General features: G+C 43.3%; 16 protein-coding genes. 6 read left to right on the forward strand and 10 right to left on the reverse strand.

What is annotated here, in order from left to right; translation table 11 throughout:
• Positions 1-19: 19 nt before the first annotated feature.
• Together ASV53_RS00005 and ASV53_RS00010 are read right to left on the reverse strand one after the other, a co-directional pair.
• Entirely contained in the window at positions 20-1486 is a 1467-nt protein-coding gene (locus ASV53_RS00005) for a sodium:solute symporter family protein (protein ID WP_062692305.1), read from the reverse strand.
• Positions 1487-1497: 11 nt separating this feature from the next.
• Complete coding sequence (locus tag ASV53_RS00010; protein WP_062692307.1) at positions 1498-2433, reverse strand: DMT family transporter; 936 nt, start codon at positions 2431-2433, stop codon at positions 1498-1500.
• Positions 2434-2955: 522 nt separating this feature from the next.
• Here ASV53_RS00010 and ASV53_RS00015 point away from each other — a divergent pair.
• The 3 genes from ASV53_RS00015 to ASV53_RS00025 are packed head-to-tail and all read left to right on the forward strand — an operon-like array spanning position 2956 to position 5908.
• Positions 2956-4104, forward strand: a complete 1149-nt coding sequence (locus tag ASV53_RS00015) for an ABC transporter substrate-binding protein (protein ID WP_094955700.1) — start codon at positions 2956-2958, stop codon at positions 4102-4104.
• A complete protein-coding gene (locus ASV53_RS00020; RefSeq protein ID WP_094955635.1) occupies positions 4101-5150 on the forward strand; it encodes a FecCD family ABC transporter permease in 1050 nt (349 codons plus the stop codon). The genes ASV53_RS00015 and ASV53_RS00020 overlap by 4 nt, the downstream gene beginning before the upstream one ends.
• Positions 5147-5908, forward strand: coding sequence for an ABC transporter ATP-binding protein (locus tag ASV53_RS00025; protein WP_094955636.1), 762 nt, complete (start codon positions 5147-5149; stop codon positions 5906-5908). Before ASV53_RS00020 ends, ASV53_RS00025 begins: the two co-directional genes overlap by 4 nt.
• A gap of 87 nt (positions 5909-5995) precedes the next feature.
• Here the strand turns inward: ASV53_RS00025 and ASV53_RS00030 are convergent, their stop codons facing one another.
• Both ASV53_RS00030 and ASV53_RS00035 read right to left on the reverse strand, forming a co-directional pair.
• Complete coding sequence (locus ASV53_RS00030; RefSeq protein WP_062692311.1) at positions 5996-7036, reverse strand: porin; 1041 nt, start codon at positions 7034-7036, stop codon at positions 5996-5998.
• A gap of 2 nt (positions 7037-7038) precedes the next feature.
• Positions 7039-7521 carry a hypothetical protein gene (locus tag ASV53_RS00035; RefSeq protein ID WP_094955637.1) on the reverse strand — a complete coding sequence of 161 codons (483 nt, stop codon included), beginning with the start codon at positions 7519-7521 and terminating at the stop codon, positions 7039-7041.
• 113 nt (positions 7522-7634) lie between these two features.
• Between ASV53_RS00035 and ASV53_RS00040 the strand changes: the two genes are divergently transcribed.
• The 3 genes from ASV53_RS00040 to ASV53_RS00050 all read left to right on the forward strand — a co-directional run bounded on the left by ASV53_RS00040 (position 7635) and on the right by ASV53_RS00050 (position 11938).
• Entirely contained in the window at positions 7635-10304 is a 2670-nt protein-coding gene (locus ASV53_RS00040; RefSeq protein WP_094955638.1) for a hybrid sensor histidine kinase/response regulator, read from the forward strand.
• A 585-nt stretch (positions 10305-10889) separates the two neighbouring features.
• Positions 10890-11510, forward strand: coding sequence for a LysE family translocator (locus tag ASV53_RS00045; RefSeq protein ID WP_062692320.1), 621 nt, complete (start codon positions 10890-10892; stop codon positions 11508-11510).
• A 50-nt stretch (positions 11511-11560) separates the two neighbouring features.
• On the forward strand, positions 11561-11938 hold the full coding sequence (locus ASV53_RS00050) for a VOC family protein (protein WP_062692322.1): 378 nt from the start codon (positions 11561-11563) through the stop codon (positions 11936-11938).
• Positions 11939-12059: 121 nt separating this feature from the next.
• On the opposite strand, the gene ASV53_RS00055 is transcribed toward ASV53_RS00050, so the two are convergent.
• The 6 genes from ASV53_RS00055 to ASV53_RS00080 are packed head-to-tail and all read right to left on the reverse strand — an operon-like array spanning position 12060 to position 21312.
• The gene (locus ASV53_RS00055; RefSeq protein ID WP_094955639.1) at positions 12060-14201 is read right to left on the reverse strand and encodes an ATP-binding cassette domain-containing protein; all 2142 of its coding nucleotides are present in this window, start codon (positions 14199-14201) and stop codon (positions 12060-12062) included.
• Positions 14198-15901: an ATP-binding cassette domain-containing protein gene (locus ASV53_RS00060; RefSeq protein WP_094955640.1), complete on the reverse strand. Its 1704-nt coding sequence runs from the start codon at positions 15899-15901 to the stop codon at positions 14198-14200. Before ASV53_RS00060 ends, ASV53_RS00055 begins: the two co-directional genes overlap by 4 nt.
• A gap of 11 nt (positions 15902-15912) precedes the next feature.
• Positions 15913-17385: a TolC family protein gene (locus ASV53_RS00065; protein ID WP_094955641.1), complete on the reverse strand. Its 1473-nt coding sequence runs from the start codon at positions 17383-17385 to the stop codon at positions 15913-15915.
• Positions 17306-19579 carry an ATP-binding response regulator gene (locus tag ASV53_RS00070; RefSeq protein ID WP_094955642.1) on the reverse strand — a complete coding sequence of 758 codons (2274 nt, stop codon included), beginning with the start codon at positions 19577-19579 and terminating at the stop codon, positions 17306-17308. The genes ASV53_RS00065 and ASV53_RS00070 overlap by 80 nt, the downstream gene beginning before the upstream one ends.
• A 6-nt stretch (positions 19580-19585) precedes the next feature.
• Positions 19586-20923, reverse strand: a complete 1338-nt coding sequence (locus ASV53_RS00075) for an HlyD family type I secretion periplasmic adaptor subunit (RefSeq protein ID WP_062692328.1) — start codon at positions 20921-20923, stop codon at positions 19586-19588.
• 56 nt (positions 20924-20979) lie between these two features.
• Positions 20980-21312 (reverse strand): Hpt domain-containing protein, encoded by a 333-nt coding sequence (locus ASV53_RS00080; RefSeq protein WP_062692329.1) that lies wholly within the window; start codon positions 21310-21312, stop codon positions 20980-20982.
• Between the last annotated feature and the right edge of the window lie 91 nt (positions 21313-21403).

Here is a 21403-nt window from a genome sequence, read left to right on the forward strand (position 1 = left end):
TTAATAGTAAAGCTGAACATTATGAATGACTTGATGATATTGAAACAATATCTTCTTGATGACTAAAAGCTTTAGCCGTAATCCAGTAAGTTGAGCATGCTAATACCGATGAATAAAGAGGAGCTTCAACCCAGCCAAAATCAAAATACAAGAAGAATATGAGCCCTGTAAGAAAACCTACAACTATTGATGACAGTGCTGCGTAGATATTCGCCGGAATGAAATGCGCTAATAGAGTTGGGGCAACAAGGGCGGCCATTAGGGTACCTGATCCTAAAATAGCCAGCATAGATAGCATAAAAGGTGGTGCATAAATCATGGCGAAAAAGCCTGTAGCACCGAGTAACCACACAGAAGAACGGTTGAGTATGAGTAAGGCTTTATCTGATAAGCGGCAATTAGGCCAAATGGCTTGGCGTAAATCATGTGAAACCGAACCTGCGATGGCATGCAGGACAGAGTTTGCTGTAGATTTCATAGCAAACAAAATAAAGAGTGTGACAACGGCTGAAACTGATGGTGAAAGGAATTGAGCAAGAAAAACAGGCATTGCTTGATCAGGGTTTTCAAGACCAGGCACTTTTAAGCGAGTGTATAAACCTGCGAGTGGTACAAGGCTGAGTAAACACGCAATCGGTGTCATGTAAGCGGCGACATGGTGTAGCTTAGTGGTCTTGGCGAGTGCCATAAAACGAACTGACATATAAGGTAGAGTGGCGCTGTAGATAAAGGCGTAAGGTAAAACCATAAATACGTGCCAAGGGGTTGAGCCGTAAGGCCCTGAGTTGTCGGGCGCTAACAGGTGCGGGTCTATGGCATTTAACCCTGTGATCAATTCACTGGGTGATAAGTCCGCGAAAATAGTCACCACAATAATCAAAGCCGATACACACATCCCTATCACCATAAAGGCATCGGTAAATGCAACGGCCGCTAATCCACCAATTGAGGTATAAAGAATGATGATACCGACCATAAGCAGTGAAGCACTCTGATCATCAATCCCTAACCATTGGCCAGCCAATAAACCAAGCGCTTTTATCTGACCAACTAAAAATACCATTAAGAGTAAAATTGTAATAACAGCCGCAAAAGCCTGTGTGAAGCGTTTTGCAGATTCAGGTCCTTGATGACTACGTGCAATATATTCTGGAATGGTTAGGCTGCCCACAGATTGTGCTTTCTGGTGAAGAAAGCGTGCGCAGAACAGTACAGCAAACACCATGGCTGGCGCGAAAAAAAAGTTACCGAGTAATTCGATTGCACCATATTTGTAGGCAACACCGGGCGAGCCCATAAAGCCCCACCCAGAAAATCCTGTTGCGACAATGGTGGCCGCACCAATGAAAGGGCCTAGGCAGTTGGCGGCTAGTAAAAAGCCGCCCTCACCTTTACGCGTTTTCATGATGCGGTTACTAAACAGTGCGAGTCCAACCATGATGATCACCGTCACCAAGAGCAGTACCCAATTCAATGAGGTGATCATAGTCGTTATCCTTAACCGTTAACTGATGCGTTTTTCATGGAAGCACGTTTTTTTGCCATGCTTATGACGATTTCGCCCATACCACCACCGATGACTAAGATGCCACCGACTGTTTGCAACATGGTGAGTGACTCACCAAACATGGCGATACCAATACCTGCGCCCACGACGGTTTCAAGGTAAGAGACACAGGCTAGTTCAGCGGCTTTCAAGTGCTTGGCTGCAATGGTGAGTAGCGTAAGGGCACCAAAGCCAATGAAGAAGCCCATTGCGAGTAGCCATACCCAAGAAGAGGCATCCATTTCTGCCAGTGATGGCGGATTAACCATGAAGCAAATTGCGATAGCAAGTGCGCCAGAGGTAAAGTTGAAGAAAGAGCGAGAATCAGAACTTACATCGGTGCGGTAGCGGCTAAAGAATAGGTATAAACCGTAACCAAAACCAGACGCTAACCCGAGCATATCGCCAATGAAGGTCTCTTTAGAGAAAGACAAAGACATGGTTAAACCGCTGGTTGCATCGTAACTGATGATCCCTATGATAAATAAACACCCAATGAAGACGGCGGTCAGTAAGCCGCCAGTGAGCGCCGATATTTTTTCTTTGAGGAACACAGCCGCTAGGATGGTGGAAAAGACTGGACCTGTGTAGATGAGGAAAACTGCGTTAGCGAGTGTAGTGTATTGGGTTGATGATACATACGCCGCTAAACATAGCCCCAAGCATGCGCCACTTAAAACAACAGTGGGTGAAAGTTTGGTGGCTTTAATCAGGTGTATTTTGCCTTGATGGTACATGAGGGCAAAAATACAGATTGCTCCAACTGTCATTCGCGTAAAAGCGATAACATCGCCGCTGGTGTTGATATTCCTTGCAAAAAGTCCCACACAGCCCATGAGTGCCGCTGAGACGATCATGGTTGTGTAGCCCAATGTTTTGGTGTTCATGACTTGCTCCTTTGATTAATATCATTAGGCTGGTCGCAAAGCATTCCACCACCGGTGATCTGGTAATAGCCATAAATACCAGCTACCACCACACATAGTACAAGATTTGCCACTATAAACGCATCGACTGACCAATATCCTGTTAGCATTTTCGTTCCCTATTTCAAGGTCTTATAGCAACACCCACCTGTATACGGGTTTACGTGTTGTGATTGCATTTAATACTGATTGATAGGAGGGGGGATAACTAGCCGAAACCTGCCGTTAACTTGCTAATTGCTGCTCGACAGAATAAAAGTGTGAACAAGCAGAGATACGAATTGAGATATGCCTATATGCAATTGTTTTACAGTGGTGATGGTAGTCATTATGTAGGAACCATGTTGATGGGGTGTGTCATAAAGGAGTGATAGGGGATCTTTTGCGTAGACTTACATTGCAATAAATGGCATTTATAACAATAACTGTTCTCATTACTATTCGTGAATAAAATTCCCTCGAAGGATATTCACTTTGCTCAACATAACTAAAACAATACTTACTATCGCCGTTGGCTCGCTGTTTTCTGCTTCAACTTTCGCTGCTGATTACCCTATAACCGTTACCGATGTTGCAGGTAGAACCGTCACTTTTGAGCATCAGCCTGAACATATCGCGCTATCCTCTGCTCGTGTCTTCCCGTTATTAGAAATTATTTACCAGCAAGATGCAGCGAAGCATCTTGTCGCAGCACGTGATGACATGCGCATGTCTGCCCCGAGCATGTATGCAAACTATCTTGAGCAGTATCCATCACTGGATACTGTGCCTGTTATTGGCAAAATTAAATCAGGGGAGTTTGATACCGAGCGCTTCATTAATCTGAAACCCAAACCGGACCTTTTTATCGTTGATGTTTCTAATATCAAGCTGGCACAAGAGAAAGGCTTACTAGAAAAACTCGAGCACGCTGGTATCAAAACCCTCGCGATTGATTTTCGTGAAAACCCACTAGAAAATACGGTTAAATCGGTTGAAGTAGTTGCGAATGCGGTTAATCGTGCAGAAAAAGGTCACGATTTTGCCAATTATTACAACCAGCATGTTGCCGCAATAAAGCACACATTGACTCAACACCCTGAAGCAACAACCAAGCGTGTTTTCATCGAACGTGCTGCGGGTTATGAAGCATCGTGTTGCCGTACATTTGCCACAGGCAACATGGGCGCATACATTCCTTTCTTAAAAGCTACCAACATTGCGATCAAGCCGTTGAAAGGCGCGAATACTGGGCAAATGTCACCAGAAACCGTGATTACGGCACAGCCTGATGTCTATATCATGCAGACAACAGGCTGGATCAATAAAGATGGTCAACCTACACATGGGATTCCACTGGGTTATCAGCCAAATGAAAAAGCGATTCAGAAAGCGACACAAGGTTTAATGGATCGCAGTTGGTTGAAAGCGTTAACGGCCTATCAAAATAACAATGTGTATTCTATTTACATGCCGTTTTATAACTCGCCATACAACCTGGTTGCCATGGAGTATTTTGCTAAATGGCTGCACCCTGACGTTTTCACGGCATTAGATCCAGAAAAAACATTTGAAGAGATGAACCTAAAGTTTGGTGACCGCCACGTTAGTGGTCTGTTTGGTCAAAATAACGCAGAGGCAATGACGAAGTGAATGCCTTGCAACTTGAGTTAAATGCTCACCTTGCGCGCAATAATAAAAAGAAGGTTGCGTTAGCAGCCTTTTTTATTCTGAGCATAGTGTGCGTGATTGCTGATGTATTCATTGGCTCACAGGGACTGGCCTTCACCGAAGTCATTCAAGCTATTTTCGATCCAAGTCATAGTGCGATAGCCAGCAAAATCATTGTTTGGGATATTCGAATGCCAATGTCGCTGATGGCACCGTTTGTCGGTGGTGCGCTCGCCTTGGCTGGTGCCCAAATGCAGACCACATTGAATAACCCTTTAGCTGACCCCTATACTTTCGGTGTCTCTGCAGCTGCTGGGTTTGGTGCATCTTTAGTGATCACCAATGTTGTGGCGATTCCTTTTATCCCCGAGCAATACCAAATCGCTGTCATGGCATTTGTGATGTGCCTTCTGACAACCTTGCTTATCGCTGGCATATCCTCAGCGAAAAGAGTCTCGATTGAAGGCGTGATGCTATTTGGTGTTGCCGTCATGTTTGCTTACGATAGCCTGTTGACCATGATGCAGTACATTGCCAGTGAGACACAGTTGCAAACCTTAGTCTTTTGGCAAATGGGCTCGTTAGACCGTGGTAGCTGGGAGAAAATAGGCATATTGGCAATTGTGCTACCGATTGTCTTGGTCATCATGATGAAAGATGCATGGCGTTTATCGAGCCTAAAAATAGGTACTGAACGTGCAGAAGCCATGGGAATTAATGTTAAGGCGCTACGGATGAAAACCTTATTCTTAGTGTCTGTGATCACGTCGCTCTCTGTGTCTTTCGTCGGTGCGGTTGGTTTTGTTGGTTTAGTGGCACCGCATATTGCACGGATGGTATTGGGCGAAGATCAGCGCTTCTTCTTACCGGCATCTTTTCTGGTCGGTGCGGTTTTGTTGGAACTGGCCTCTATTGCCAGTAAATCGATCATGCCGGGGATTATTTTGCCACTGACAGTTGTGATGTCGATTGTGGGTATTCCTTTCTTCATCTTTCTGATTATCAAGAAGGGAGGGCGTTTCGGATGAGCCTAACGATCAGCCAAGTATCAGTGTCCTTTGGTAGACAAAGTGTCTTAAATAACCTCACTATCCCGACGATATTAGATGGTGAAATGGTGGCATTAATTGGTAAAAATGGGGCAGGGAAATCGACCCTATTACGTCAAATGACCACCTTGCTACGTCAGCAGTTACCGCATCAGTCTCAGCAAATTCAGTATTGTGATCGGCCTTTAACCTTGGATGATATTGGCTACTTACCGCAGGATCATCGTATCAGTGCCAGTATTACTGTGATTGAGCTATTGATCACCACGCTCAATCTTGACTCGACGTCGTTAATGGCGAAAAAAGACAGTGCACGAAAGGGATTAATTCTTTTAGAAGAGATGGGGATCCTGCATTTAGCGAATAAAAACTGTGTTGATTTATCGGGTGGTGAAAGCCAAATGGTGGGACTGGCACAAGCGATCATAAATCGGCCTAAAGTCTTGTTGCTTGACGAACCGACATCGGCGCTGGATATGCAAAACCAGTTACGCTTGCTTAACTATGTCCAGCACTATGCTAAAACCAGCAATGCCTGCGTATTAATGGTGATCCACGATTTGAACCTCGCAATTCAATATGCCGATAAAATTGCGGCCTTGCATCGGGGCGAGTTGTTCGCGTTTGATAACCCAAGTAACGCTATTACCTCGCAATTGATTTGGGATCTTTTTGATGTTGATTCCCACATCATCACGGTGGATCAGCGACCCGTGGTTGTCATGAAGAGCCATTAATCTAGCTTATCCTCAAATGCCATATGCAAAGCCCAGCCAACGCTGGGCTTTATTACTTGTAGTTATGTTGTTCGCGATGACTGAGATTTAGAAAACAAAATTCAGCATTAGCGTATAGGCTTGTACATCTTTATCTTCTTGTAAGGCTATTGGTGGAATCACAAATTGCCCATCTTTGCCTTGGTCGTAGCGATCTTGCGGTAAGTAGACACCTTGCCATTCCGCATTCAGTGATATTTGTGGTGTGACATCGTAACGCACCCCAGCCGTTACACTTTTAGAGTATCGACGGTCATGGCTTTGGCCGTATGTTATATAAGGCGTAAAGGCGTCATAAGAATAACCTGCAGACACATACCAGTTAGTTTGTAATTTATCGTGTTCGACCTCAGCCATGAATAGCCACTGATCGAGAGAATATTCCCCACCCAAAGTAAAGATATTCATCTTCTCAGAAGCTGCACCGTTTTGTTCAAACTTGGTGTGCATATATGCCGAGTGAATACGGTAATTAAAGCCTGTGAGCTCAGCTGATAGCCCTGCCATATAATCCGTTTCAAATATAAGCTCGAACGTGCCTAGTTTGGTCTTATTTTCACGACCAAAGCCATAAAATGGCATTACCGACGCGGTTAGTTCATCGGAGATTGATGTTTCCCAGCGTAAAGAGAAACCATCGTAGAAGGTAAATCCAAGAATACTGTCATACACCTCCTGCGGTGGACGTGCCCACGTATAGGCTTGGCCGACATAGTAATACTCAGAGGCTAAAAATAGCGGCAAGCGTAACCGACCACCGTTGAAGGTGAGGTCATTTATCTCATAGCTTAAATAGGCCCACTCAATTTCAGGGTCTGACCATTTATCTTGTGGGCGCTTTACAACTTGTAAAGATGCATTGAGTGCTTCCGTTATTGTGTAATCTGCTTGGATACCAAAAATGGTGTCGCAGTCGTAACAAGTATCGTCCGTAATTTCACGGTGAATAAACAAAGGCGTTGTGTTATTTGACTTGGCAATGGAAGTTGAACCGAAGCCACTAATTGAAAAGTCATCGGTAATATCTATAGCAGCAAATAAAGGTAAGGGTATGGCTGCTGCGACAAGAAGGGTATATTTTATGTTCATGCTTACTCTCCTTGTAAGACAGTGATCAGAATGTTGGCATTCTCAGGGACAGCCGTAATTGGCGCGTAGGCAATCCCATTAGGGTTTTGATTGAGCCACTCAAGAATGTCCTTAATATCATCGTTATTGAGTTCTGCTGGTGGTTTCCCTTTGCCAGAGAAAGACAGTGATGCCCAGTATCCATTCATTTGTGATACTGACTTGCCTAAAAGCATGTCGTAAAACTCTTCTCTATGTATGGAGTTCTCTGGTAGATCAACCAGAACGATTTTGATGCTGCCGTTTAGTTTTTTTGTTCTGCCTTTATATAGCATTCTTGCCTTGCTTTTACTGAGCTGAGGAATGTCTTTGTTCATTGAAAAAACAGCAAACTCGACATCTTCGCTTGTCTTATTATTGGCAAATGCAGAAAGGGATAACCCAATGGAAAAGCTAGCAATTACGAGCTTCATCACAATAGGTTTTAGGTTGAGTCCGTTATTCATTAATTATTTACCATTCATCCTGAATTAGTCCTAATATTGATAATAGTTGACGCTTGTGTAACTACAAATAGACATTTTAAAAAGGTGTTCAGGTTCACGTTCAAGGAGAAGATATGAGCCTTTTGAATCGGGTTTCGATTAAATCGAGATTGCTCGTTTTAGTCATTTTACCACTTGGTTTTATGACGATTTTTGCAGGATTAGAGATTCAAAGTCTCTATAAAAACGTTAATACGTTAAACATGCTTAATACGCGTGTCATGTTATTGAGTGAGGCTTCTTCCTTTTTGTCTGAAGCACATTTGGCAAAAATAAGTATGCAAAATGAGACATTGAGCCCAAATGACAATTCTATGTCGAACATCCTTAATGAAAAGGTCCAAAAAATACGCTTACTCATTCCAGATGCATTTACAGCACCAGAAGCAAAAAAAGCCAATGTGTTAATGGATGATTTAGCTGATGCTGTTTCGGAGTTTTCTGAGACGCAACAAGATGATTTACTCGATTGGTCGGCATGGATTGATGAGACCCTTAATGGCGTATTCACCAGTTTAGAAAAGTCACCACTGACAATTAATAATAAAAAAGTGGAACAAAACCTTGGTGTTTTATACCAGCTCAACTGGTTATCTTTGTGGTCTCAACAAGAAAATTGGTTTATCCGCCAGTTGCTGCTAATGCCTGATATAGCCGAAGATATTAAACCTGAGCTCGTTAGTGTTATTCAAAATCAGCAACTTTATATTGATCGTTTTATCTCTATTAATGCCGACCCACAGCAAATCGAATTGCTTAAAAAAACATTTTCAGATCCTGCTTTTGCTAATAGCTATATTTTACGGGAAGGCTTACTCGGTGGCGGCGTCTCTCAAGATGCGATTAGTGTCGGGCTGAAAGCTTTGGATGAACGCTATAACTTGATTCAATTCGTTGTTGGCGAAGTGAGTCAGCAGTTAGTGTCTGAAATTCATACAACGATAGCCAGTGCTAAAGTGAAAACGGGTATTTTTACCAGCGCGATTTTACTGACTCTGCTTGTACTAAGTATTCTTGGGGTGAACCTAGCTAAGCGTATTATTCAGTATTTAGGGCGCGTGATTAACACGATGTCGAGAATTGAAGAATCGACTGATGTCATGGTGAAGGTCGAAGAAGATGGGCGTGATGAATTCACTGTTTTTACCAAAAAACTGAATATTCTGATTGATGAGCGATACCATAACCAAGCTAAAATAGTGTTAGCAAAAGAGGAAGCTGAAAATGCCAATGTGGCGAAAAGTGCTTTTCTTGCCAATATGTCGCATGAAATTCGAACGCCGCTCAACGGCATCATTGGTATGTCATCAATACTGTCAGATACCGACCTTAATCCTTCCCAGTCTGAATACCTGCAAATTGTAGAAACCTCTTCACAAACCTTACTGTTGTTGATTAACGACATCTTGGATCTGTCTAAAATCGAATCGGGTAATCTGGTTATCGCACCGACGGAATGTAACGTGCGTGAGGTGGCTTACGATACTATGTCGATTGTGATGGCAAAAGCTTCTGAGCAGAATCTAGCATTGAAAGTCGATATTGCCCCTGACGTTGCGGCATTAACCATGATAGATGAACACCGTTTACGTCAAATACTGATGAACTTAATGTCGAATGCCGTGAAGTTTACCTTATCGGGCTCGGTGACGTTATCGGTCACCCAGCAGATGAAAGACAACGGTCAAGCTGCTATTCGTTTTGCAATTATCGATACAGGCATTGGTATTGCGAAAGACAAGCAGGACCAAGTTTTTGCACCGTTTACGCAAGAAGATGGTTCGATCACTCGTCAGTTTGGCGGTACGGGCTTAGGGCTGGCGATCTGTCGTCAGCTTGTAGAGTTAATGGATGGCGACTTAGCGCTAGATTCTGAAAAAGGAAAAGGTAGTACTTTCTACTTCACTATTGATGTCGATATTGTAAAGGCACAAGCGCCGAAAGTAGCGAGTTTACAAAATGTGAAGACACTGTTAGTGACAAACGAAGTCGGTTACGCTGACGCATTGAAAAAGCAGTGTATAGAGCATGGCTTTTCCGTGGATGTTGAAACGGTCATGAGCAATGTAGATCGTTCTTCAAATTACTATGATTTGATCCTGTTCTGTCAGGGTTCTCTGATCCGCACTATAGATACCATAGCTGAAATTAAAGCGGTGAAATCACCTGCCGCAGTCGTAGTATGTACCAGCCATAGCGACGAGCAGTATGATTTTGGTACTCACATTGATGGTGTGATTAGTGCGCCATTGTTTGGTCGCCGTTTAGTGAAAGCGACCAGTCAAGCATTGAAAAGAGTGCAAGAGCATCATAAGAAAATTCAAGCTTCACTTGGCGTTGTTCTTGATGAGGCCGTTAGCGTGAAAGATGTGGTGCTGGTGGTTGAAGATAACCTTGTTAATCAGAAAGTCGCATCACTCTTCTTGAAAAAGGCGGGCTACGATTTTGAGTTAGCAAATAATGGTCAAGAGGCCGTCGATGCGATAACGCAAGGTAAGCAGTTTAAGGCCATTTTGATGGACTGCATGATGCCAGTAATGGATGGTTTCTCCGCAACAGAAGCCATTCGTGCTTGGGAAGGGCAAAACGAAAAATCTCGTTTGCCAATTATTGCGTTAACTGCGAGTGTACTCGACCAAGATATTGATAAGTGTTTTGAAGCGGGCATGGATGATTATGTGGCTAAGCCATTCAAGAAAGAAGTCTTGTTAGATAAGCTCGATAAGCTTAACGAAGTAGCCTAGTTTGAAGCCACCGCAGAGACTATAACTCTGCGGTGTTTTTGTTTGTAAGTTGTGAGCACATGCTTGTAGTTGCCGTATCTCGGGTGTGAAGTGTGGCTCAGTTAGTTAATCCCCTCAAGGCTTATCGCTGCTTTACTTGAAAGCTGCGATGGGCCTTTGTATATGGCCTACTATTGTTGCGGTGAATTGACACTCTTATTGTCTTATGTCGGTTGTCTTTCTTTACTGCTGATTAACCGAGAAGCTTGATGGATATTCACTTCGAATAAATTAATCAAACGCGGTATGGAATAGTTACGAGGCATTTTTGTTGGATTCGTGACTTATCACCATTAAAGGTTGTGCTAGGGCTCTGTTCATTTTCAATGACTAACTCTAGTCCATTTATAATGGTTCGTTTCTATTAGATAACTGTGAAAATGAAAGCATCGCTTTACACCGTTATGTGTAAAGCGGTGTTTGTATTTATCCCTGCATTTTATATGCACTGTTATAAAGACAGTTACTGATATACCTCTTAGCTATTGGTTAACAAGCAAAATACCGTTACAGTGCTTTTAATTAGTCACTCGCAGGAGCATAAGAGTGGAATACGGTGTGTTGTTGGTGTTTATTCCAACTTTCTTTTTTGTGTCGATAACCCCGGGTATGTGCATGACGTTGGCTTTAGGGCTGGGGATGAGCATTGGTTTTCGTCGAACGCTGTGGATGATGCTAGGTGAAGTGGTGGGTGTGGCATTAGTCGCAATCAGTGCGGTATTGGGCATAGCTGCAATTATGATCAAAATGCCTTGGCTGTTCGTGGTGTTCAAAACCATAGGTGCGATGTATCTGGCTTATCTTGGCCTGCAAATGTGGCAGTCTAAGGGCAAGATGGCACTGAGTGATGACAAGTTGCAGACATCTCAAGCATCGAATTTAGGCTTAGTCGCACAGGGGTTCATTACCGCGATTGCTAATCCGAAAGGGTGGGCATTTATGATCTCATTACTACCTCCTTTCATTCAGTCAGATCTGGATTTTGCTCCACAGCTTGCGTTGTTGGTGAGCATTATTATGATTTCTGAGTTTGTTTGTATGTCGATTTATGCCAGTGGTGGCAAGGCATTACGCCGATTGTTGATGAATCAACAAAACGTGAAAACCATGAATCGAATAGCGGGTAGCATGATGTTTGGTGTCGCGATTTGGTTACTGATGAGCTAAGCTCATGAAAAAATTAATAAATAAATATAAAGATCACAAGGAGAGTTGCTATGTTCAGTCATGTGATGGTAGGTACCAATGATATGGAGAAGTCGAAAGCATTCTATGATGCGACTTTTGCCGAGTTGGGTTACGCACCAGGGATGATGGATGAGAAAGGTCGTTGTTTCTATGTCACTAAGACCGGTGTTTTTTCAATAACGAAGCCGATTAATGGCGAGTCGGCGACTCACGGCAACGGCAGCACTATTGGCTTTTCAGTGGAAAATGCCGATATGGCTAATGCGTGGCATGCGGCAGGTATCGCTAACGGTGGCGTGACATGTGAAGAGCCCCCTGGCGAGCGTGAAGGCAGTCTGATGAAGCTGTACATTGCCTACTTACGCGATCCTGCGGGTAACAAGATTTGTGCGGTTCATCGTATGTAATGTATCTGTCATCCATAATATGGCAAAGTAACCTTATTGCGTATGAGCAAAGCTAAAAATGAAAAGACCGCTGAACTTGCGGTCTTTTTTGTTACAGTGATTTAGTTAGGTATTAAAGAAATTAGCTCTTAATGGTTTGGATTACCTTGTCTGGGAAACCAAAGTATTTTTGTGAACCATCATTATCGAGTAGCAAGCAGTTACTCGATGCTGCGATGTAAGACTTGTCGTTGGTCGTGAATATGACGGTCGCCTGCGCTAACTTTTCCGTAAACAGTTTATTAATGTATTTTACGTACTCTTTTTCGCAACCGACAAACGGTTCATCGATGATGATCACCCCTTGATCACAACAACCCAGCCCCAGTGCTATCCGCAATAACTGTTGCACACCATTGGGTAGCTGCTCAACATATTCTGAGGTCATGTTGGTCTCAAGCCCTTGCGGTAACCAAGGGTGTAAATCGAAGAAATCGATAATTTCTTCCATCTGATGCCGCGCGATCACTCCATCATGAATAATGAAGTTAGATTCCAGCGTACCTTCAAAGATATGCAGTTTAAAAGGAATATAGTTAATTGCTTTACGATAGCGAAAGTTATTGAATTGCTTGATGTTATATCCATCAATTAACACATTTCCTTGATAACGTTCTTCAAGCCCAGCCAAGATACTCAGTAAGGTTGTTTTCCCTGAACCAGACATGCCAGATATCGATATTTTGTCGCCAGCAGGAATGGATAAAGCAAGGTTAGTGAGCCCTGTCGGTGAACCTTGATAGCGATGCGTCAGGCCGCTAACCGTAATATTGCCTTTAAATTGACGAATCGGTGGGCTATTTTCAAGCTGAGTACGATCATCATTTAATGACATTAACGCATTGATTTGGGCGCTGGCAGCTTTAATCGTTTTGAATTTAGTAATGGCATTGTATATCCCCATAATTGGCCCAAGGGCTTTCCACACCAAAATAATGATTGCCAGCATCGCACCGGCGTCGGTTTTACCTGCCATCACACCGAGTACCGCGGTCACAATACTGGCGGTGCCTATGGCTTGAATGAGTCCTTGTCCCATAGATTGAATTCTACCATTGGTGATCGATACACCTTTGGCATCTTCAAGGCTCTGATTGTGTGCCGCATGAAAGCGAGAGCGGATCACCCGCAATAACGGTAAGCCTTGAATGGTACTGATACTACGCAGTAGCTCATTCCATTGGTAAGACACCATCGCATTCGCGCGCGAGCTTTTTGATGTGGCTTGGTTGTAGATATAGCGTGAGTACACACAAAATAGCAGCATGAGTACGATCCCCGCGAGTACTGTTAGCGCCGCAGATCCTGAGATAATCGTGATAGCTAAAATGAAGATAATCACAAAAGGCAAATCAAAGTAGCTAAGGGTTGATTCCGCGGTGACTAGCTTACGGAGTTGGTCGATATCTTTTAATCGAGCAAGCTGGGAAGAGACTCCGGCCGAAGAGGTCATAGAGTAGGGCAGCCAAAGCAACTTGCTGATGACATGTTTTGAGATGTGAGTGGCCAGATCTTTACCTGATGTCGCCAATATATTCATCCGAAGTCGTTTAAAACCATACTCGGAAGCGGCTAAGAAAATCGCAAGAGCAGCAAGCCAAAATAACGTGGTTTCAGAGCCAGATGTAAGCGCGAAACTGTATACGCCCATAATGAAAAAAGGCTGCATTGCACCAAGAATATTGATGATCAAGCTAAGGAGCATCAAGCTTTTCATTTCATTGTTATAGCGATAGAAAGCGTACTTAATCCAATTAGATTTATCTTGTGACTCTGGTGGCGGTTCGCGAAAAATCTTTGAATATTCGGAAATTTCGCACACGGCGCAGGTATCGTCTGTAAGAGTATGTTCAATTAAGACGTTGTTACGATAATCGAACAGCTTAGCTAATCCATTTTCGATGCCAAGGAAGATAGTACAGACGTTATTGAACTCGACAAAAGCGGGCACGGAAATACGGCTCAATTCTGTCATCGATGTAAGCTGGCGTGTTTTACACTCGTAATCCAGCCGCGTTAAAGTACTCGAAAAACTGTCTATGTCTTTGGCTTGGGGCACAAAGGCATCGGTTAGAATATCTGGTGTACCTTCCCACTGTAGCGTTATTAAGGTGTAGGCGATCCCTAAAATGGAGGGTGAGTTGTTATAACGTTTTTTAAATTTGGCAGAACCAAAATCGCTCAGCCGTTCTTCGGTATTGCTAAAATCAATCAATACACTCATGCGGCGACCTTCTTATCAAATTTATGTTTAACCAAACGAGTGTCGAGTTGACCGAGCTTGTTGCTGACAATTATACAAATAAAGTTGTTTGATTTTGGGGCGATACAGGCCAGTAACAATCGGCCAAATTTTTCGTCATACACCATGTCGATATCATCGATCATTAAGACTGACTTATTACTTAGTAGTGCTCGCACGATCAGTAGCGCGAATAAAACCTGCCGCGAAAAAGGCAACTGTGATTGGCTAGATATTTGAGTATAAAAGCCATTTTTGAGGCCATTAATTTTGTCTTTAATGGCGAGGTTTTCACACAATGCAAAAGCCGCGTTATTGAGGTGAGATTGAAAACACGTCAGGTTGTCGATGATGGAGCCTTCCACCAGTGAGGTATTCTTATCGACTTTAATAATGTGATTACGCCATGTGGTGTACTCAATACTTTCAAATGCTTGCTGATTAACCTCAATCTGAAAACAATCGTCGTGTGTGTCACGGGTTAAACAGCGCAGCAAGTGACTCTTACCACTGCCGCTGGGCCCTGTTAGCAAATGAATGTATCCAGTTGCCAGTGTTAGCTGATTGGGTACATACGCTGTGTTATTAACTGTGATAGCTGCAATGGGCTGTTTACCCGCAAAAAGCGTATCAGTGTTTGAAGGTGTGAGTGTTTGCTCACGGTTCTGGTTTTGTGCTGAGCAAGACACTTGTGATGAAATTGGTGCTTGTGGTGAAAGGTGGCTTTGAGGGAGAGTGCGCGCAGATTCTAACGCTAACAATTCCGCAATACGCGTAATGTTGAGTTGATTAACACGCCAGCGGCTTAGGGTACGCATGACTTGTTGGTAAGGGGCAAAATAACGGTTGGTCAGCAAGATAACTGCCGCCATTACCCCTTGGCTAATTTCTAGGTTGATAACTGCACGGGCGCACAATACAACCACGATAGCCACGGAGAGCTGCTGAATAAGGTTGAGAGTCAGATTAAAAGACGATTCGAGGCGTTCATACGCAATACTTTGGGTTTCGCGTTCGCTAATCATCTCGACCATCACACTTTCGACACGATACTCCATAGTACGGCTTTTGATATCGAGCGGATTAGAGACAATTTCGATGATTTTTGAATTGGTCAGTCCTTCTATATCTGAACGCTGAGATAAGATCTCGACCCTTCTTTTCGCTAAATAACGTGCAGCAATCAATAAAATGGTCGATGCCAGTATTAAGGCAATCCCTGCCCACATATTGATGAGGAAAATGATCAAGATAGTTATGGCACTGGTACCACCGTTGATCATTGCTTTAATCGATTCACCACCAAAGAATTGTTTAATGTCTGGGATCGTAGCGATCCGCTCTAAGTATTCCCCCATTTCCAAGCGATTAAAACGCTCGATATTGGCGGAACAAATAGCCATGAAAACGCGGTTGGTTAACTGGCTTTCAAAGCGTTTCATTATCACTGATACCAAATGTTCTTCTTGGCGTTTTAATTGGTAGTCCAGGAAAATAGCGGTGAGAATAATCCCAAACAACAGCATAAGCGAATGGGTGGATTGATTCGGTAAAATACGGTCAAAAATGATCAGAATAGAGAACGGCAACACCAGCCCAAGCAGGGTTGTCATTATGGTAGAGAAAACCAAATACAGCTTATCTAGCGGGCTGATTTTTCGTGTAAATAAAGGATTTTTCATGCGTTATTCCTTTATTGAGCCAAGAGGTGAAGAGGAATTGGCGAATCGGTTTTGCTGTCACTCGCAGGAGACATTTGTGCTGCAATCTTGCCTATGGTGTTCATGTTTAAATTGCCAATTAATTCGTTAAGTTGCACTAAGCTGATGATGTAATCGTAACGAGCGTTTTCGTAATCTCTAATGCTACTGAAAAGCTTACTCTCGGCGGATAGCAAGTCAGTTATGGTGCGAGTCCCGAGTTTATGTGCTTTCTGAATACCTTTATATGAGGCGTAATTGGCTTGAATGATGGTTGTGAGGCTGCGTAGCGAAGCTGAGTAATCATTAATGTCGTAAATAAAGGTATCAAATGATTGTTGGCTTTGTTGCTTACTGTCTTGTAGGTCAATTTCAGCGCGTTCGATATTGACCTTATTTTGTTCATAACGGTAATAGTCTTTGCCACCATTAAAAATGGGCACGTCCAAGGTTAGGGTGTAAACCGCTTCTTCAGTGGTGCCGTTATTGGGAAACACATTGGCTGACGCATCGTTGGTGTTGTCGTAGGTATAACCCACGCTGCCTTTTAATGACGGTGCAAAGGTTGCCCCTGTTTCCTTTAATGACTGGCGATTTCTTTTTACCTCTTGTTGGGCAATCAGTAAGTTGTAGCCCGAGGTGTACATGATCTCGTTAAGCTGACGTTGGCGAGTGAGCGATATTTCATTGAATTGAATCGTCGACTGTAAATCGTGGTCAGGGTTTAGCGGTTGTTGAACAATATTTTCAAGCTTAGTTAAGATGACACGCTGTTCTTTTTTTAAGCTGCGCAGGGTATTTGCATTTTTTTCTTTTTGCGCCATGACTTCATATTTTTCGGTTCCTGCTACATTGCCTAGCTCGACATTACGGGTAATAAACGTGAGCCGAGCAGCTGAAGAATCAAATTCAGCTTGGGTGGCACGGATTTGCGCATTGTTCTTCAGATACTCAAAGTAGGTGGTTGAGGCATCACGAATAATGGATTGACGGGTTTGTTCTGTACGTAGTGTTTCGGTATCCACACTCACCTGAGTACTGGCTTGCGAATAAAGATCACCAAGGTCAAAAATGGTTTGCGATAGCGTCACATTGACGCCGTGATTATTGTAGCGGTTATTGGCATCGCTGCCTGTTTCTTGGTGGGTCGAACTATCGTTCCATCGTGTATTGGCAGACAAGCCGAGCGACGGTAAAAACTTCCCTCGGTTAATGTCGAGGTTATATTCAGATGATTTAAGGCGTGTTTCAGCACTGCTTAGTGACAGGTTCTGTTTTAATGCTGTATCTACGACTTCAAGCAAATTGGCGGCTTGTACGTACGAAGATAGTCCTCCTCCGAATAATGAGAGGCTAACAATGGCGCAGGAAACGGCTGTTGAGACGCTAACAGATTTTCTTAATGGCCATGTATTTTTTAATAACTTTGATGATTTCATCATTTTTGTACGGCTTACTGATGACATAGTCCATCCCTGCTTCAATACATGACTTGTGTTCACTCGCACTGGTAAGTGCTGTTGCGCCAATGATGGTGGCGGGTTGCTGAATGTCCATTTCATCTTCCCGTTGGCGTATCAATTTGGTGGCTTCAATACCGCCCATGCCAGGCATGATGCAATCCATAAAGACAATGTCTGCACCTTGCTCTTTCATGTACTCAACAGCTTGAGCTCCATCACTGACGGTATGAGCGTCATACCCTTGCTTGCTTAATAGTTTCTTCAATAAGAACTGCTGAACACGGTCATCTTCAACAATCAGGAAGGCGTTTCGAGTTTGCACATCCGCTTCTTCAGCGGCTTGCATGGCTTCGGTTAAATTAGGGATAAGCTCGTATGGGATCAGTGGTGTGTAGAACACGCGATCAACATATTCGTGGGTGTCTTGAACCGTACTGGATTCGGAAGCCGCTAAGAAGAGTTTGGTTTTCGCGGCTTTTTTCAGGCGAGAATGCAGGGTTTTACAGAAAGACTTAAGTTGAATGCCCTTGAGTGTATCGGTAATGATGATGGCATCGTATTCACCAATAGTGGGTAATGATTTAAAAATATCATTAGCGGCCCGTACGACAGTCACGCTTGCCCCATATTGATCGAGCATACGCGACATAATATCGATTTGTAGCGGTGAGTCGGTACAAACCATGACACGTTTATTTTCAAGTAAGCGATCTACACGATAGAAACTTTTTGGCGTGATATCGATACCGATATGCAGCTTTTGAAAAGGCGACAAAGGAGAGCTATCGCTATCGGCGGTTGATGATAGTACTGGCGATGGCGCTTGAAACCACGAGGACTTAAAGTGATTAACCTTTGTTAGAATAGCTTTTGACCACTCATCGTTAATGCCACTTTTTCCATCAACGGCTTCCCACTGTGCTTCCTGAATTTCAGTTAGACCAACAGCATTGGTCGGCAAAAAGATAATTTCAAATACCAAGCGCGTTTGTTCGACTTCTTCTGCGGCCTCGGTGCGAATGTTCAATAGGAGGTATTTATCGCTTTGCGCTGAAATAGCATTAGAAAGCTGAAGGAAAAGTACCCAGAACAAGCTGGTGGCATTGCCCTCGATGACTTCGGGTAAATTATCGTGCAAACGGCACTCAAAGGTACGTTGAGAGTGTTGCGTTTTAGCCGTGAGGTGGACAATTAATTCAGACATAAATGGCAAGAAATTTACGTTGCCCGTTTGTGCTTGATTACCACCTGAAATAAGGCGGTTATAGTTATCGGCTAAATCCGACAGTGTATTGGTGGCGAGGGTAATATCGCGTGCCATTACTGCGCCATTTTCACCTGCATCTTGGGCGATTAAACGCACACCACCTTGAATGGTATTGGTCATACCGCGAATTTCATAACCGATTAAGGCATAAAGTTGGCGGTATAAATCGGCATTACGCTTTTGAAATTCTACGTCTTGGTACATAGAGGCCAAGTTGGCAAAAATACGCCGTTCTGTCGGTGTGGTATCCAGGTTATTGAGTTTTGCTTGAATGCCTTGGGCATCGATATTTTCCAGCTGAGTCGCAAGTTGGCTAATATCGTACTGAGATTGCGTTGTGTGATGCCCTGAATATTGAGGACGCTGTTGGCGTATAAGAAAGAGTAAACCTAGCGCCGTGATAATGGATAGCGCAAAGATGAACAGTGCTTGATGAAATAACTGCTGCTGTTGGGATAGATAGCCAGATTCTACAATAGTGATTAAGTTTTGGTGTGCCAGTTGTAGGGTGGTGTAGCTTGTTAGCAACGATCGTTGTAACTGTGTGGTATCGCCAACGGCTGTAAAGCGATCTAGGGTGACCGCTAATTGCGGATACACAACATCACCGACAAGGCTGATCTTTGACTTTTCAGCAGCGGCTAAGTGGGTAAAGGTTGTAATCTGCTGCTGTAATGCCGAGATTAAATCTGCCATTGGTGCTTGTGTTGGAGAGCATGCTTGTTCTTTACATGCTAAAGATGCGTGCAGTAATAACTCGGTTTTGTTGATTAAGCTTGCTGATTCAATCAGTAGTGGGGATTGTGTTATTGCGCTATGTTTTGCGTCACTATTATTGATCCAGCGCCAGCCAATAAAGGCTTGCGATATGACAAAGCCAACCAATAAAGCGATAGAAAAACGCGTGATGTTTTTTTTTGCTATTTTCACTTGGTATTACCTCTCATCAAATGCGTCTTCCATCGCGCTCATTACAGGTTTTAGCGCATAATCAATGACGTAGCGTGAACCTGTTTTGATATCGGCTGTAAATTCCATATACGGTGACAAGGTGTATGTAGCGCCTGATTTTTCAAGGAAGTTTTGCTGAATCGAAATTTTGGCAATATAGAATTCGTTTTCTTCTTCTTTGTACGAAGATCGGCTAATGGAGTCGATTGTGCCGGTAACAAAGCCATACTTCGCAAAATTATACGTATCAAACTTTAGCTTCACCTCTTGACCTATTTCGACAAAACCCATGTCTTTTTTCGGTATTTTGGCTTCACCATGTAAGCTGTTTCGGATAGGGGCAATGTCGGCAATACTTTCGTTAGGCGGGATCACCGCGGATTTAAAGTTGAAATGCACTTTATCGACTACGCCATCGACGGGCGAATAAACCGTTAGACGATCCACTTTATCGGCATGCTGAGGCAGTTGCGCTTGTTTGAGTGAGCGATCTTTTTCAAGCTGATTAATTTGCGTTTGGTAGCCCGCATTACGGTTTGCGATAGTATCGTTCAGTTGTTTTTCTAATCTTGTTGACTGAAATTGCTCGCTCATTACCGCTTCACTGAGGTTTTCTATCTCACGGATCATGTTGGTTTCTTGTACTTGCATGTTCAATACATCGACATACGAGGCCATTTCTTCTTTATATAGCGTTTCTTTGATGGATAGCTGTTTGCGAATTAAACCCAGTTGTTTACGTGAGCTGTTAATACGCTTTTTCATGGAGCCAATTAAGCGTTGCTTGTGCTTGATATCCAGCGCGATGAGTTCTTGATTTGAGGTGTTTTTTTGGAACTCTTTTTGCCACGATTCTGTTTGTTGAGTAACGAGTTGTGGGTAAACGGAAAAGCGAGAATAATCCGGTTTGGTTTGATTGATCAGCCCTTGGTAGCGGGCGATTTCCATTTCTAATCCGATGATATCAATGGTTGCCGATTGAAATTGTGTTGCACGATCAACGGATTTTAAGCGTGCAATAGGCTGCCCTGCATACACATAATCACCTGCTTGGACGAGTAGGGTATCTAAAATACCGCCTTCTAAATGTTGAACACGTTCGATATCAGAATCGAGTAGCATCTCACCACGCGATGAAACCACAATGTCAATTTGTGCACGTGAAGCTAAGGCAATCAGCAATAACAGAGCAATGAACAAGAAGAGCAATGATTTATGCACTGTTGTCATTGCGCTTTGAATATAAATTGAATGATCAGTTTCAACACCGTCGTTTTGCTTCGATTCAATCAATGCTTTCTTTATGTGGTTCTCGATGCCCATCGCAATAGCTCCTTAATTACGCTGAGTGGTATTGGGGCAGTTAAGAGCCAATATCGTTAATTCGTCAGGGCGTGGGTGGCTATTTGCTGGTTTACTTTGACCATTTCATTTAGGACAGCATTGATTAGCTCTGCACTGGGTTTTTCTCCGCGCTTGCACAGGCGTTCAATGGTTTCAAATTGTTCACTGGCGCTTTCTTCACATAATGTCAGTAACACACCTTTTAGTGAGTGCACGGTATGAAACAGACCGTCAATATCGCTGCTGGCGTATTTATCCTTAATCACTTGAATGTCATTACCGTGTTCTTCGTTGTACAGCTCAATGATCATCGACATCATGTCGTCATCGCCATCCATTGCGTCGCTAAAAGCTTCAAAATTAATCATTGCGTTGTTCCTTTCCTTTTCTTTTACTCAAGCTATTGAGAGATAACAGGGTTTCCTCTACTCATAATGTATGGTCTAGCTTTGGCTATAT

The organism is Photobacterium sanguinicancri, assembly GCF_002265265.1.
Lineage (GTDB): Bacteria > Pseudomonadota > Gammaproteobacteria > Enterobacterales > Vibrionaceae > Photobacterium > Photobacterium sanguinicancri.